Origin of the sequence: Micromonospora sp. NPDC002717, from assembly GCF_040295705.1 — a bacterium.
Taxonomy (GTDB): Bacteria; Actinomycetota; Actinomycetes; order Mycobacteriales; family Micromonosporaceae; genus Micromonospora.
Genome location: NZ_JBEOVW010000006.1, coordinates 157,689 through 170,613, shown reverse-complemented (window position 1 = coordinate 170,613; position 12,925 = coordinate 157,689). Strand labels below are relative to the sequence as shown.

Annotated in this window: 13 protein-coding genes; 7 read left to right on the top strand and 6 right to left on the bottom strand. The window is 70.5% G+C overall.

All coding sequences use genetic code 11. The annotated features are described in order from the left end of the window. Positions 1-89: 89 nt before the first annotated feature. Positions 90-2,702 carry a proprotein convertase P-domain-containing protein gene (locus ABT006_RS11685; protein ID WP_350705392.1) on the bottom strand — a complete coding sequence of 871 codons (2,613 nt, stop codon included), beginning with the start codon at positions 2,700-2,702 and terminating at the stop codon, positions 90-92. Between the two features lie 196 nt (positions 2,703-2,898). Here ABT006_RS11685 and ABT006_RS11680 point away from each other — a divergent pair, with 196 nt between their 5' ends. Next, complete coding sequence (locus ABT006_RS11680) at positions 2,899-3,327, top strand: hypothetical protein (protein WP_350705390.1); 429 nt, start codon at positions 2,899-2,901, stop codon at positions 3,325-3,327. A gap of 494 nt (positions 3,328-3,821) precedes the next feature. On the opposite strand, the gene ABT006_RS11675 is transcribed toward ABT006_RS11680, so the two are convergent. Next, positions 3,822-4,445 (bottom strand): TMEM175 family protein, encoded by a 624-nt coding sequence (locus ABT006_RS11675; protein ID WP_502890923.1) that lies wholly within the window; start codon positions 4,443-4,445, stop codon positions 3,822-3,824. A gap of 87 nt (positions 4,446-4,532) precedes the next feature. Here ABT006_RS11675 and ABT006_RS11670 point away from each other — a divergent pair, with 87 nt between their 5' ends. Then, positions 4,533-4,823, top strand: a complete 291-nt coding sequence (locus ABT006_RS11670) for a transposase (protein WP_350705387.1) — start codon at positions 4,533-4,535, stop codon at positions 4,821-4,823. Beyond that, on the top strand, positions 4,807-5,148 hold the full coding sequence (locus ABT006_RS11665; protein ID WP_350705385.1) for a hypothetical protein: 342 nt from the start codon (positions 4,807-4,809) through the stop codon (positions 5,146-5,148). The genes ABT006_RS11670 and ABT006_RS11665 overlap by 17 nt, the downstream gene beginning before the upstream one ends. 803 nt (positions 5,149-5,951) lie before the next feature. On the opposite strand, the gene ABT006_RS11660 is transcribed toward ABT006_RS11665, so the two are convergent. Then, a complete protein-coding gene (locus ABT006_RS11660; RefSeq protein WP_350705383.1) occupies positions 5,952-6,590 on the bottom strand; it encodes a class I SAM-dependent methyltransferase in 639 nt (212 codons plus the stop codon). A 134-nt stretch (positions 6,591-6,724) separates the two neighbouring features. Between ABT006_RS11660 and ABT006_RS11655 the strand changes: the two genes are divergently transcribed. Continuing rightward, positions 6,725-7,897 carry a sensor histidine kinase gene (locus ABT006_RS11655; RefSeq protein WP_350705381.1) on the top strand — a complete coding sequence of 391 codons (1,173 nt, stop codon included), beginning with the start codon at positions 6,725-6,727 and terminating at the stop codon, positions 7,895-7,897. Next, the gene (locus tag ABT006_RS11650) at positions 7,894-8,586 is read left to right on the top strand and encodes a response regulator (RefSeq protein WP_350705379.1); all 693 of its coding nucleotides are present in this window, start codon (positions 7,894-7,896) and stop codon (positions 8,584-8,586) included. The genes ABT006_RS11655 and ABT006_RS11650 overlap by 4 nt, the downstream gene beginning before the upstream one ends. A 175-nt stretch (positions 8,587-8,761) precedes the next feature. Here ABT006_RS11650 and ABT006_RS11645 read toward each other — a convergent pair whose 3' ends face one another. Next, a complete protein-coding gene (locus ABT006_RS11645; protein ID WP_350705378.1) occupies positions 8,762-9,244 on the bottom strand; it encodes a MarR family winged helix-turn-helix transcriptional regulator in 483 nt (160 codons plus the stop codon). Positions 9,245-9,313: 69 nt separating this feature from the next. On the opposite strand from ABT006_RS11645, the gene ABT006_RS11640 reads away from it, so the two are divergent. Further along, complete coding sequence (locus tag ABT006_RS11640) at positions 9,314-10,081, top strand: SDR family NAD(P)-dependent oxidoreductase (protein ID WP_350705376.1); 768 nt, start codon at positions 9,314-9,316, stop codon at positions 10,079-10,081. Beyond that, complete coding sequence (locus ABT006_RS11635) at positions 10,078-10,785, top strand: DUF4386 domain-containing protein (protein WP_350705374.1); 708 nt, start codon at positions 10,078-10,080, stop codon at positions 10,783-10,785. Before ABT006_RS11640 ends, ABT006_RS11635 begins: the two co-directional genes overlap by 4 nt. A 139-nt stretch (positions 10,786-10,924) precedes the next feature. On the opposite strand, the gene ABT006_RS11630 is transcribed toward ABT006_RS11635, so the two are convergent. Together ABT006_RS11630 and ABT006_RS11625 are read right to left on the bottom strand one after the other, a co-directional pair. Beyond that, positions 10,925-11,818, bottom strand: coding sequence for a nitroreductase family protein (locus tag ABT006_RS11630; protein WP_350705372.1), 894 nt, complete (start codon positions 11,816-11,818; stop codon positions 10,925-10,927). Continuing rightward, on the bottom strand, positions 11,815-12,918 hold the full coding sequence (locus ABT006_RS11625; RefSeq protein ID WP_350705370.1) for a hypothetical protein: 1,104 nt from the start codon (positions 12,916-12,918) through the stop codon (positions 11,815-11,817). The genes ABT006_RS11630 and ABT006_RS11625 overlap by 4 nt, the downstream gene beginning before the upstream one ends. Between the last annotated feature and the right edge of the window lie 7 nt (positions 12,919-12,925).

Sequence of the window (12,925 nt, the reverse complement as noted above, 5' to 3'; positions counted from 1 at the left end):
TGCGTTGTGCGCCTGGAGGCGAGGGTGTTCCGGTGCGCTGATCAGCGCACCGGAACACCCTTCAGATCCGGTTACGGTTCTCGGCTGTGCTACAGGGTCAGCGTCCAGGAGTTGATGTAGCCGGTGTCGCGGCGGCCGGTGTCCTGCACCCGCAACTTCCAGGCCCCGTTGCGCGCCTCGCTCGACAGGTCGACGGTGTACGTCTCATCGAGGTTGTCGGCACTGCCACCACCGCCATTGCGCAGCAGGTACGCCGAGCCGTCCGGAGCAACCAGGTGCACAACCAGATCACCCCGGAACGTGTGCACGATGTGCACCTCGACAGTGCTGGCCGCGGAGGCATTACCCGTACAACCCGACACCGTCACGTTGCTCTCCACCGTGGAGAGATCAGGGATCGCCACGTCCGTGCCGTTCGTTGCTCCACAGTCCGGAGGCGCGGTGCCACCACCCAGGTCCAACGCCCAGGAGTTGATGTGGCCACTGTCAACGCTGGCAGCATCCTGCACCCGCAGCTTCCAGGCCCCGTTGGCAGCCTCACCAGCGACGTTCACGGTGTACGTCTGGTCAATGTTGTCGGTGCCACTACCGGTCCGGTTGTGCAACAGATAGGTGGTGCCATCCGGAGCAACCAGGTTGACCACAAGGTCACCGATGTAGGTGTGGACGATGTGCACCTCGACCGTGCTCGTGGCCGAAGCGTTGCCCGCACAACCGGAGATCACGATCGTGCTCTCCACCGTGGAGTTGTCCGGGATCGCCACGTCGGTGTTGTTGCTGCCGGAGCAGCCGGGCAGGCCGTTGACGGTCAGCGTGAACGAGGTGGTGCGGGTGGCTTCGGTGCCGGTACCGGTGACGGTCACGGTGTAGACGCCACTGGGGGTCGACGCCGAGGTGCTGATCGTCATCGTCGAGGAGCCACCGTCCGAGGCGATCGAGGACGGGCTGAACGCGGCGGTGGCACCGGACGGCAGGCCGGCGGCGGACAGGTTCACCGTCTGGGCCGAGCCCCGGATCAGAGTGGTCGACACGGTCGTCGCGGTCGAGTTGCCCGGGTCCACCGACGCCGCCGCCGGCGAGACCGCCACGGTGAAGTCGTTGGCCGCACAGCTCGGGTCGTTGCCGGCCACGTTGACGGCGGTCCAGGCGGCCTGGACGGTCTTGTACTCGGTGGAGCACAGGCCGTACAGGTCGGTCGTCGCGCTCAGGGTGTAGGCGCGGGCGGTGTTGGCCGGGTTGGTGGTGTTGACGTACGAGGTGTTGGAGGTGAAGTAGGTGTCCAGGGCGCGGAACCAGATCTTCTCCGCCTTGGCCCGGCCGATGCCGGTGACCGCCGGCGCGGTGCCGCAGACCGGGGAGGTGCCGTACGGCGTGGCGCCGCTCCCTTCGGCCAGCATGAAGTAGAAGTGGTTGGCCACACCGGACGAGTAGTGGACGTCGACGTTCTTGGTGGTTGTCGACCAGCAGGAGTGCGAGGCTCCGTCCAGCGACGGGTTGTACATGTACCGCAACGGGGTCCCGTCGCCGTTGATGTCGATCTCTTCACCGACGTCGTAGTCGCCGGGGTCGCTGCTGTTGCCCGCGGAGAACTCGACCATGTTGCCGAAGATGTCGCTGGTAGCCTCGTTCAGGCCGCCCGACTCGCCCGAGTAGGTGAGGTCGCCGGGAACGACGTTCTCCGTGACGCCGTGGCTCATCTCGTGCCCGGCCACGTCGATCGAGACCAGCGGGTTGGCGTTACCGTCACCGTCGCCGTACGTCATCTGGGAGCCGTCCCAGAACGCGTTGACGTAGTTGCTGCCGTAGTGCACCCGCGACGGGACGCCCTGACCGTTACCGAAGATGCCGTTGCGCCCGTGCACGTTCTTGAAGTAGTCGAAGGTCAACGCCGCGCCGTAGTGCGCATCCACCGCGGCGGACTGGTCGTTCGACGGGGACCCGTTGCCCCACACGTTGTCCGCGTCCGTGAAGGTCGTGCACGACGACGTGCCGTTGTTCATGTCGCACGTGTTGCCGTTGCCGTGCGTCGGGTCGACCATCTGGTACGAGCTGCCCGACTGGGTCGTCGAGACCGTCACGGTGCCCGCGTAGACCGAGTTGCCCGTGCCGTCCACCATCTCGATCTCGTCATAGGAGCCGATGAACGCCCCGGTCACCGCGTCACTGATCACGTGCAGCCGGGACGGGGTCTGCCCGTCCGGCGCCCAACCGGCGAGCACCGTCTCCCACGCGAGCCGGCCGTAGCCGCTGGAGGCCTCCACAAACAGCTCGGCCGCGCCGACCGCGGTCAGGGATCCGCGGAACTGGGCCTTGGCCGCCTTGGCCGCCGCCGCTGCCGACACCTTGGGCGTGGTGCCGAGCGTCAACGGGGCGACCAGTCCGACCGAACTGCCCGCGTAGCCGCCGTCGGGCGCGGTGTGGATGACGATGTCGCCGCCACGGACGCGCAGACCCTGATAGGTACGGGTGTACCGCACGTGCGCGGCGCCGTCGGCGTCGACCTTCGAACTGTAGACGGCAAACCGGTCCGCGCCCGAAGCCCGGACGACTCCCAGGTGCTGGCCAAGCGCCTGATCGGCCCGGGCCACCGCCCCGGCCGGACCCGGCTCCGCGGGCGGTGCCGCCGACGCTGACGTGGCGGCGTTGGTCAGCAGGGCACCCACGAGTAGGGCGACGCTGGCCACTGCGATGGGTCTTCTCACGAGTCCTCCAACACAGAGGTGGCATGTGACGGTAGTCACGTGCATCCACGTATATAGAAAGATCGATAAAGATGAAAGACCTTCGGCAGAAGCGACTTAACGTTTATTAAGGTCACCTCGACTCGCCGCCGAGGCGTGGAACCATCCCACCTGCGGTAGCGTCATTAGCACCATGAGGCGATATCGGTATCCACTGATGGCAGCCATCGCCGCCCTCGTCGTGACGGCCGGCTGCGGGCAGGGATCCGACTCCCCCACACCTGCGGCCACCCCGACCGGCATGAACGCCCCGAAGGTCACCGTGGAGCGCACCGGCGGCTTCGCCGGCGTACACGACACCACGATCGTCGAGCCCGACGGTGGCTGGACCCGCACCAGCCAGCACGGCGAACAACGCTCGGGCCGGCTGACCGCCGAGCAGCAACGCGAACTGGGCCGCCTCGTCAACGACCCCCGACTGCCCCGGGAGGCCAGGCCCACGCCCGGCGACAGCCGGTGCCGGGACGGGTTCAACTACCGGGTCACGATCGGCGCCATCGTGATCAGTTACGTCGACTGCGGCGGCCATGAGCCGACGGCCACGAAGGCGGTGGTCGCGTTCGCGGCGACCACCACCGGCGGCTGAACCATTCCCGCAACACGTCCGCCGGGCAACCGCGACGACGACCACGTGACACCAGGACCAGTCCATCCGAACCGGGACACGGCCGGCCCGATCCGGGCCTGAGGGCGATGCGTGCGGAGGCGCGGGCGGCGAGGGTGGTGGCGAGTAGCGCGCCGACAGTTGGGCGTTGCGGAGATTCAGGCCGCTGGGCAGGAGACAGTCGCGCAGCTCCGGCGCCAGGTCACCGGTGATGTTCTCCAGATCGATCTGACCGGCGATCCGGGCTCCGCGTAGCCGCAGGCCGTGTGGGTCGGGCTCGCTGACCAGACGGCCGCGGACGAGCTCACGGATGACCGAAGCCGAGACCGTCCGCTCATCGCCCCAGGACCGCATCGCTGCCTCGTCGACCGGCCCGTCACCGGCCAGATCGAGCACCTCGCCGCAGGCGACGGACCCGATCAGTCGCTGCTCGCCCGGATCGAACGGCCTACCGCCGACTGCTGCCGGGATACCGTCTACCGACCGCAGGTGGAAGCGCGTCGGACGTCACCGGGACCAGGTACCAGGTACAGGCCCACAAGCAGCAGGTACAGACACAGGCTGAGCACCGCGTTGACGAACACGAAGCTGAACGCCACCAGATACAGCACGGGCCCGATCAGGAACCTGCGGGCGACGGCTCGATAAAGGCCGGGGTCGACGTCATCGCGCAGCAGCCTACGGCGGCGGGCCCACCACCAGCTGAGGTTGAAGAACAGCGCCTCGCCGAGGACGGCACCGACGTAGAGGGCGGCGGACACACGCTGATCTGCGGTGCTACCGCGCAGGTGCGTGGCCAGCTGACTGGCGGTGAACGGGATCGTCGCGACGAACAGCAACAACAGCAGGTTGAAGAGCAGAAGTGGTTGGTCGACCCGTGCGACGTAGCGCCACATGTTGTGGTGGGTGAGCCAGACCTGCCCGACGATCGCGAAGGTGATCGCGTAGGCAAGGTAGGCGGGCCATCCACGCAACAGCGACGTGCCGAGCTCCTCGCCACCTTCTGACTGTAGGCGGAGCAGCTCGACAGCCATCAGAGTCAGGACGATCGCGATGACCGCATCACTGAACGCCTCGGCGCGTCCGCCACCGCGTTCCAACTCCTGCCCTTTCCAGTACCGGTAGCGGCCACGCTCCAGGTCGGGCTGGTTGGACTCGGCACCCTCAGTCATGACGCCACCTCCTCTATGGCAACGACCGGACGGCACAGCCGGCACCGGCACACGGACGCGTCCAGCGGATCCTGCAAACGCCACCGACCCAACACCGACGGCAACCGCCAGCTCAACTCCGCCCTGCACTTCATCGCCGTCGTCCAAGCCCACTACTCAGACCTCGGACGCGCCTACTACCAGCGCAGATTCGGCGAGGGCGGCGTGGCAGCGATCGGCCCGGTTTCGACGGACGCCGAACGGCTCGCCATCGTTCCGGCAATCCCGCCGCCGGCCTTAGACTCCGCAGGTGGGTGTCGATGTTGAACTGATCCGAGTCGAGCAGCAGGGCACGAGCCCGCGGAGACGTCGCGAGTCGCGGGTAGCAGTGGTCGGCGACGTTCAGTTTCGCCTCGCATCGGCGCTGGAGCGGGTCCAGCATCGCGGGAGGACGCCGATGCTGGACCGGATAGACCCATACGGCCTGCTGGAACTCACCTCGGTCGAGATGCCTCAGTTCCTCAGCGAGTTGGATCTCGTTGCCGAGCAGGCAGAAGGTGCGGGCGAGGAGCAGATCCTGAGTGCCGTACGCCGCATGGCCGAAACATGTCGGGACAGCGAGGCCCTGTGCCTCCGCTTCCTCGGTGATTAGACCATCGACATCGACCCCCAGGTCCGCCGTGCCGGCCGGAGCCGCCGGCAGGCCGAGTGTGGCGACCTGCGCAGCGCAGGTTCTGAAGGAACTGTTTCGGCGACGTCGGGCGCAGGCCCCTGCCGTGATCTACGCATCACGAGTCGATCCCCCGGCGCTGGCCACTGGCCTGGGTCCGCGTTCCCGGCATGGTGTCCCGGCATGGTGTCCCGGCCCCTGTGGTGAACCGTCACGCCAGCTCCGAGTCAGGATTGAACAGCTCACTGGCAGACGTGCTGCTCAGGCACGTTCCGGGGGTTCTCAGCCTGCGGCGCGAAGCCTCCTGGGACACTGAGCGTGTGCGACAGGCGTTCGCTCATGAGGCAGTCCTCGTCATGGAGCCGGGGGCAGATCTGCGGGCCCCGGGGGCAGCGATCACGGCGGCGTTGTGCGGAAGCTGGGATCATGAGCCGCCGTGCCCGCTGGCGCCGCACCACAGTCACGCGGACTGGGTCGATGGCGAGTTGCGTTTGCGAATCTTGTTCGCTGTCGAGCCCGACAGGGAACATGTCGTCCGCCAACGCATCGACCTGGCGCTGTCCAGCGGCGTGCTGCGGGGCCCGGACGACACCACCACTCGGTGGCGGCTGTGCAGCAGTCGACACAGCGACGTCTCAACGAAGGAAACTGACCACGCTGAGCGCCTGACCCGAGATTGAACCACTTGAATGCTCGTCGCACGGCTCGCTCCTCACACGACAGGACCGCCCTGAGGGACGGGTGAAGTGGCCCGACGGCGACTGGGAATCTGTCCCGCTCGACAATCAGGCTGGCTGGCTACTTGCTGACGGACGGCCCGCCTGCCAGGGGTCGAGGTGGAGCGGGCGGCGGCAGTGGTAGACCAGGGCCGGCGGCAGGTTGGTCCAGACGGTCCGGCCCACGGTCACCTCGTCGAATGCCCTGGTCAGCAGCGAGTGGAAGCGGCGCGCCGGGCGGGTCGGCAGCGCGTGCCGGTACGCGAAGGTGGTGAACACTCCGCCAGCGCCGAGCGACCCGACGACGGCGTCGAGGATCGCCCGCTGCCGCCCGGCGGGAAAGGCGGCCCACGGCAGCCCGCTGATCACCACGTCGGCGGACACCATCTGGCGTTCCGCCAGCAACTCCCCGAGGGTGGCGGCGTCGGCGCGTACCACCTCGATGGTGGGGTGCCGACGGGTCAGGCCGGTGGCGAACGTCGGATTGAGTTCGACCGCCAGGTGGTGGCCGCGGCCGGCCAGCCGTTCCTGGATGGTCCGGGTGAATGCCCCGGTCCCCGGCCCGAGTTCGACCACCAGGGGATGCCCCACCCGCGGTACCGCGGCGGTGATGTCCCGGGCGAGCGTGGGCCCGCTGGGCAACACCGCGCCGGTGGTGAGCGGGTGTCGGATGAACTGGGCGAGGAAGGTCGGCGCGTCGCTGGTCACGCCGGTTGACGCTAGGTGCGGGACGGCGGGGCGGGGCTCGTGCCGGCGGTCGACGTATCGGCCACCTGGAGGAGGCATGGCGGCCGATGGGAGGGCCGGCGGGGGCGCCGGCCCTCCGTATGGTTGGCCAGGTGATGGGTGGGCGACGCGGCTGGTGGCGGGAGCTGCTGCTCGGGCTGGTCACGGCTGGCCTCGGGCTGGCCAGCACCTGGCTCGCCCGGCCCGGGGTGGCCCGCGAGGAGTGGGCGGGGGTCGTCGCGGTTCTCGCCGGGTTCGCCCTGGTGGCCGTACGGCGGTGGCCCTGGCCGGTGCTGTTCGCGGAGTCGGCGCTGCTGCTCGTCGCCGACGCGGTGGCGCCGGCCGGGGCGGGCACCGCGCAGCTCGCCGCGGCGGTCGCGCTGGGCTACGTCGCGTACTGGTGCGGCCGGGCCGCGACGGCGGCGGCGTACGTCCTCTTCCTCGGGGTGACGCTGGTTGACGTCCTGCAGCAGGGCGACGCCGGGGTCCTCTCCGGCGGTACGGGGGTGATCCGCCTGATCATGCTGGCCGGGGTCGTTGCCGCGCCGGTGGCGTTCGGTCGGTACCTGCGCGGGGTGCGGCACGCCGCGGTGGCGGCCGAGGAGCGTGCCCGGGAGGTGGAGGAGCGCCGGGCGGCGGAGACGCGGGCGGCCCGGCTCGCCGAGCGGGGGGCCATCGCCCGGGACCTACATGACATCGTGGCCCACCACATCGCGGCGATCGCCCTGCGCGCCGGCGCGGCGCGGTACGCCGTGCAGCACACGGGCCGGACCGAGGAGGCGGTCTCCGCCCTCGGCGAGCTGCGCGACACGGCCGGGCTGGTGCTGGACGAGCTGCGGGAGCTGCTGGAGGTGCTCCGGGACCCGGAGGCGGTCGAGCCGGCCGACCCGCAGGTGGAGCCGGCGCAGGTGATCCGGGACGCCGCTCGACGGCTACGGGAGGCGGGCGTCACGGTCCAGGTGGGCGACCCGGCCGCGCTGGACCGGGTGCCTCTGGTGGTGGGGACGACGGCCGCGCGGGTGGTGCGGGAGGCGCTGACCAACACCCTCAAACATGCCGGGCCCGGGGCGATCGCCTCGGTGGACGTCCGGGTGGTCGACGGTGCGCTGCTGCTGGAGGTGCTGGACAGCGGGCCGGTGAGGCGGCGTCCCGTGCTGCCGGCGTCCGGGTACGGGTTGAACGGGATGCGGGAGCGCGTCGGCCTGCTCCGCGGCACGCTCGCCGCGACGGCCACGGACGGCGGTGGCTGGCGGGTGCGGGCCCGGCTACCGATCAGGGAGAACACGTGATCAGGGTGCTCGTGGTGGACGACCAGACGCTCGTCCGGGCCGGGGTCGGTCTGCTGCTGCGGACGGCCGGTGGCTTCGAGGTGGTGGGTGAGGCGGGGGACGGCCACGAGGCGGTCCGCCTCGCCGAACGGCTGCGGCCGGACGTGATCCTCATGGACCTGCGGATGCCCCGGATGGACGGCATCGAGGCGACCCGGCGGATCCTGGACCGGCAGCCGTCCGCCCGGGTGGTGGCGCTGACCACGTTCGCCGACGACGTCAACGTGTACGGCGTGCTCGGCGCGGGCGCGATCGGCTACCTGGTGAAGGACGGCGCCCCGGAGGAACTGGTGGACGCGGTACGCCGGGCGGCGCGGGGGGAGGCGCTGCTGGCGCCGCCGGTGCTGGCCCGGGTCCTGCGCCGGGCGCTCGTCGCCCACGACCGGGAACGCGAGCCCGACCGGTCGGCGGCGGCGCTGCGGCTGCTCAGCGCCCGGGAGCGGGAGGTCCTGGCCCTGGTCGGCGCTGGGCTGTCGAACGCGGAGATCGGCGCGCGGCTGCACCTGGGGGTGACCACCGTCAAGACGCACGTGTCCGCGGCGATGGGAAAGCTGGTGCTGCGCAACCGGGTGCAGGCGGCGGTGCTGGCGCACCGGCTCGGCCTGGTCGACGACGACTTCAAGCCCGTGCCGGGTGCGGGGGGACCCTAAGGGAGACGGCCGGCCACCCGGAGGACCCGCAGCGGGCGCCGGGAGGACCGGCGACGCCGCCCCGGCGCGGCACGCTAGTCGGCGTGACTCTCCTGGGCTCCCTGCTGGAGCGGCTGGTGTCAGGCCACAGGATGCCGATCACCGGTGGTTGGGGACCGACGGCTTGGGGTGGTCGTCACCGTGGGGCGCTCAGGTTCCGGTATCCGGGGTGCACGTGTGGGACGAGTCCCTGCTGGTCGGCGATCCGCTGCAGCAGGCTGGCGAGTTGGGAGCGCTCGTCGGTGCTCAGGGCGGCGCAGAGGTCGTCTTCGTGGGCGGTGGCGATGGACCGCATCCGCATCAGCACCTGCTCGCCATCGGTGGTGAGGTGCAGCGCGTGGTGGCGGCGGTCGGTCTCGGCGGACCGCCGCTCGACAAGCCCCTTGCGCTCGAGGCTGTCGACGAGTGCGACCACCCGGCTCGGTACGACGCCGAGGTCCGTCGCGAGCGACCGCTGGCTTCGCCCGGGCTGGCTGGCGATCATGCGCAGCAGCCCGACGTCGGCCGGGGTCAACCCGAGTTCCTTCACCCGCTGGGCGAAGCGCTCGGCTGCGTGTGCGCCGAGCTGAGCCAGCAGGAACGCCGCTCCGGTGGGGCCGGCTTGCCGTCGTGAGGTCACCCGGATATGTTACACCCAGTGAATGGTTCACCCGGCTGAACTGTTCACCCGCGAGAAGGGAGATCTGGAATGCCAGCCACCCGTTATCCCGATCTGGCCGGCAGGGTTGCGCTCGTCACCGGCGGTTCACGCGGCATCGGCGCGGCAACCTGCCGCGCCTTGGCCGCCAACGGCGTGCGGGTCGCCGTCAACGGCCGGGACGAGGCGGCGCTCGCCGGCGTCGTGGCCCGCATCGCCGCCGACGGCGGGCAGGCCATCGCCGTGCCCGGTGACGTCACCGACGCCACCACCGTGCGCCGCATCCGCGAGCAGGTGGAGGCCGCCTTCGGTCCGGTCGACATCCTCGCCACCGTCGCCGGCGGGCAGGGCCGACCCGTACCTACCGTCGCCCTCGACGCCCAGCGGTGGCGCGCGACGGTGGAGTCGGAACTGACCTCGACGTTTCTCGCCGTGCACGAGGTGCTGCCCGGCATGGTCCGCCACCGACGCGGCGCGATCATCACCATGGCCTCCAGCGCTGGACGCCAACCAAGCCCTGCCAACGCCGCGTACGCGGCCGCGAAGGCCGGTGTCGTCATGTTCACCCGACACCTCGCCAACGAGGTCGCCCAGCATGCCGTCCGGGTCAACTGCCTGGCCCCGTCCGCTGTCCGCAACGACCGTATGGAGCAAGCAATGAGCATTCAGCAGCTCGAAGAACTGGCCCGGCACTTCCCGCTGGGGCGCATCGGCGAGCCCGACGACGTCGCCGAGGCAGTGCTGTTCCTGGCATCCGACGCTTCGTCCTGGATCACCGGCGTCACCCTCGACCTGACCGGCGGGCGGGTGATCGCATGACCACCACAAACGCAACCCCGCGCCGCCGCCACCAAGGCGGGCCACCGCTCGGTGTCCTCGCCGTCGTGTTCACGGCCCTGTTCATGGCCAGCCTCGTCCTCGGCACGCTGCTCGCCGGCGGCAAGCCCTACCCGTCGCCGTACGGCCCCGCAGCCGACATCCTGGCGTACTTCCGCGATCATCAGCCCGCGGTGCAGGTCGGCGCGGCGCTGCAGTTCGCCGCTGCCATCCCGCTGGCCATCTACGCCGCGACCGCGTCCGCGCGCCTGCACCAACTCGGCGTCCGGGCACCCGGCGCGACCATCGCGCTCGTCGGCGGGACTCTCTCCGCCGGATTCCTCGCCCTCTGCGGCCTGCTCGGCTGGGTCACCTCCCAACCCGAGGTGCTCGACGAACCGGCCCTCGTGCGCGGTCTGCACTACCTCACCTTCGCCACCGGCGGCGTCGGGCACGTGGTGCCGCTGGGTCTGCTGATCGCCGGCGTGGCCGTGCCCGGCCTCCTCGCCCGGCTACTGCCACGCTGGCTTGCCTGGTCAGGCCTGATCATCGCCGCCGTCGCCGAAATCGCCACCCTGAGCCTGCTCGTCGACAACGCGGCCGTCCTCCTACCGATCGCCCGTTTCACCGGCCTCGTCTGGCTGATCGCCGCGGGCTTCCGCCTGCCCCGGCAACGACCGTCCAGAGCCGAAAACGTCAGAAACTGAAACGTGCCGGCTGTGGGAAAGGCCCGGCGGCGGCCAGCCTGGCCGTCGCCGGGCCCGTCTTCGCCCTGGCCTTCGGCAACGTCCGCAGGGCAGCATCCTGGCCGCGGCAGGCGGTTCCGGCGGGCGGATGGGCGCGTCGTCAGAGCCGGGCCGAGCGGATCGGCTCGGCGAGGGGCCGACCGACCCGGAACACCGCGAGCGGCTGGCCACCCACCCGTTCCGCGAGCCGGGCGGCGGTCACCGGACAGTCGATGAGCTGGCTGAGCGGATGGACCGCCAGGCCGTGCCTGGCGAGGGCCAGCCACGTACGCAGGAGACGACGTCCCGCAGCGATGTGATCGTCGCCGTCCGCCAGCATGACCAGGATGCTGCCGTCGTACCGCAGCAGGCTCCGGCCGCTGACGGCCAGCAGCGCCGCGAGGCCAAACCGGCGGGTGACGGGGTACGCGCGCAGCGAGGCGGCCAGGAACCGCGCCTCGAACCGGGACAGGACGAGAGCCCGATCGGTGAGTCCGTCGAGGTGGTAGCGCGGATGGCGTGGGTCGAGGCGCAGCCAGTCGCGTAGCTCGGCCGCGACGGCCGGGGTGCCGAACAGCCAGCGGTCGGCGACCACCAATTCGCGCGCGAGATCCTGGGCGGGAAGGTGGACGAGGCCGGGTTCGAGGTCGGCGAGCACGGCCGGGTCGACGGGCCCGGTCGCGTACCGCCCACGGGCGACCCGGCGGGACTCGATGTCCACGATCGTGAACGGGGTTGCGTACCTGTGCGGTGCGGCGACCAGGCGGGGGCCGGGCGCCGCGGCGACGTTGAGGCCGAGGTCGGCGGCGACGATGAGGCACGTCTCGACGAACGCGCCGATTCCGAGGCCGAGGTCGCGTCCGGTCGGGTCAGACTCCGGCAAGGAGCGGGACTGATCGACGTTGATGACGATCTCGTCGGCGTGGTACTCCGGCAGCCATGGCTGTGTGTTGTGTGCGCTCGGCGCCCTGCGGCAGGTCGCCTCGTACGCCCGCAACTGCTCGACCCACGTCATCCTGACCGCTTTTCGTAGAATGTGTACCCGTGCAGCGGTCGCCCGCCGGCCCGCCGGTACTGGGCGGCCGAGGCGGTGTTCTCCCGCTCGACGAAGGTGCTGCGCAGTGTCCGGTACCCGCCGGCAGCGAGGTTGCGGTGCAACTCCCGAGACAGCAGCGTCAGGTACCCCTTGCCCTGTTCCTCGGGCACGGTCCCCTTGATGATGAGCACTGCGTCGCGCCGGTACCGGGCGCGGGTCGCCAGCAGGCGAAGCTGATTGAGCACGCCGAGCCGGCCACCGACCTTCATGAGGAACTCGGAGATGTCCGGGACGGTCACCACGAACGCGATTGGCCGGCCGGCCTTCTCCAGCCAGAGCAGCAACGCCTCGTCGAGCAGGTAGGCGAGGCCGTGAGTCTGCTCGGCCAGTTGTTCGGAGGAGATCTCGGTGTAGTAGCCGAGCTGCGCGAAGCTGGCGTTGAGCAGCTGCCGCAGGATCGGCAGTTGCTCGCGGAAGTGCCGCCGCGAGCCGTGCCGGATGATGAGCCGCTCCGCGGGGATTCGGGTGTCGTCAAAGGTGAACCCGTGGTCACGGTCGGCGCTGACCGGAGCGCCAGCGGGAGTCGAGCCGGCCCCGGAGTCCCGGCCGCCAAGGTCGACCAGCCAGGTGTCGGCCTCGAAGCGGCGCTGGAAGCCGTGCCGCTCATACATCGCCGGGTAGTAGGCGGGGTTCCAGGGTGAGTCCACGAAGCCACGCTCGGCGAAGCCGGAGGTGATCACCCCGCCGGTCTGGTTGGGCAGCAGCGCGACCGGCCCGAACAGCGGCCGGCCGTCGGCCCTGGCCTCGACCGTGTCCATGATGGCGGCGAAGACGGCGTCGTCGTCGACGAACTCGGTGTGCCCGAACAGTTGCCGCGGGCCGACCTTTGCGTCGAAGGCGGTGCTGCGGTGCACGCTGGTCCGCCCGACCACCGCGCCGCGTCCGTCGCGGATCAGGAACAGTTCGGCGGTACGGCGGTGTGCGGCGATCACCGACGACAGCAGGGGAACGTACCGGTTGGTCGGGTGCAGCCGAAGCGGGAGGTCGATGAACGCACGCAGGTCGGCCCGCGTTTTCACGGTGGAC

Bases quoted from the DNA above. Each gene is read 5' to 3' on its own strand.
- ABT006_RS11655 (WP_350705381.1), top strand. From the start codon at position 6,725: ATGGGTGGGCGACGCGGCTGGTGGCGGGAGCTGCTGCTCGGGCTGGTC.
- ABT006_RS11630 (WP_350705372.1), bottom strand. From the start codon at position 11,818: ATGACGTGGGTCGAGCAGTTGCGGGCGTACGAGGCGACCTGCCGCAGG.
- ABT006_RS11670 (WP_350705387.1), top strand. From the start codon at position 4,533: ATGGCAACGACCGGACGGCACAGCCGGCACCGGCACACGGACGCGTCC.
- ABT006_RS11635 (WP_350705374.1), top strand. From the start codon at position 10,078: ATGACCACCACAAACGCAACCCCGCGCCGCCGCCACCAAGGCGGGCCA.
- ABT006_RS11640 (WP_350705376.1), top strand. From the start codon at position 9,314: ATGCCAGCCACCCGTTATCCCGATCTGGCCGGCAGGGTTGCGCTCGTC.
- ABT006_RS11680 (WP_350705390.1), top strand. From the start codon at position 2,899: ATGGCAGCCATCGCCGCCCTCGTCGTGACGGCCGGCTGCGGGCAGGGA.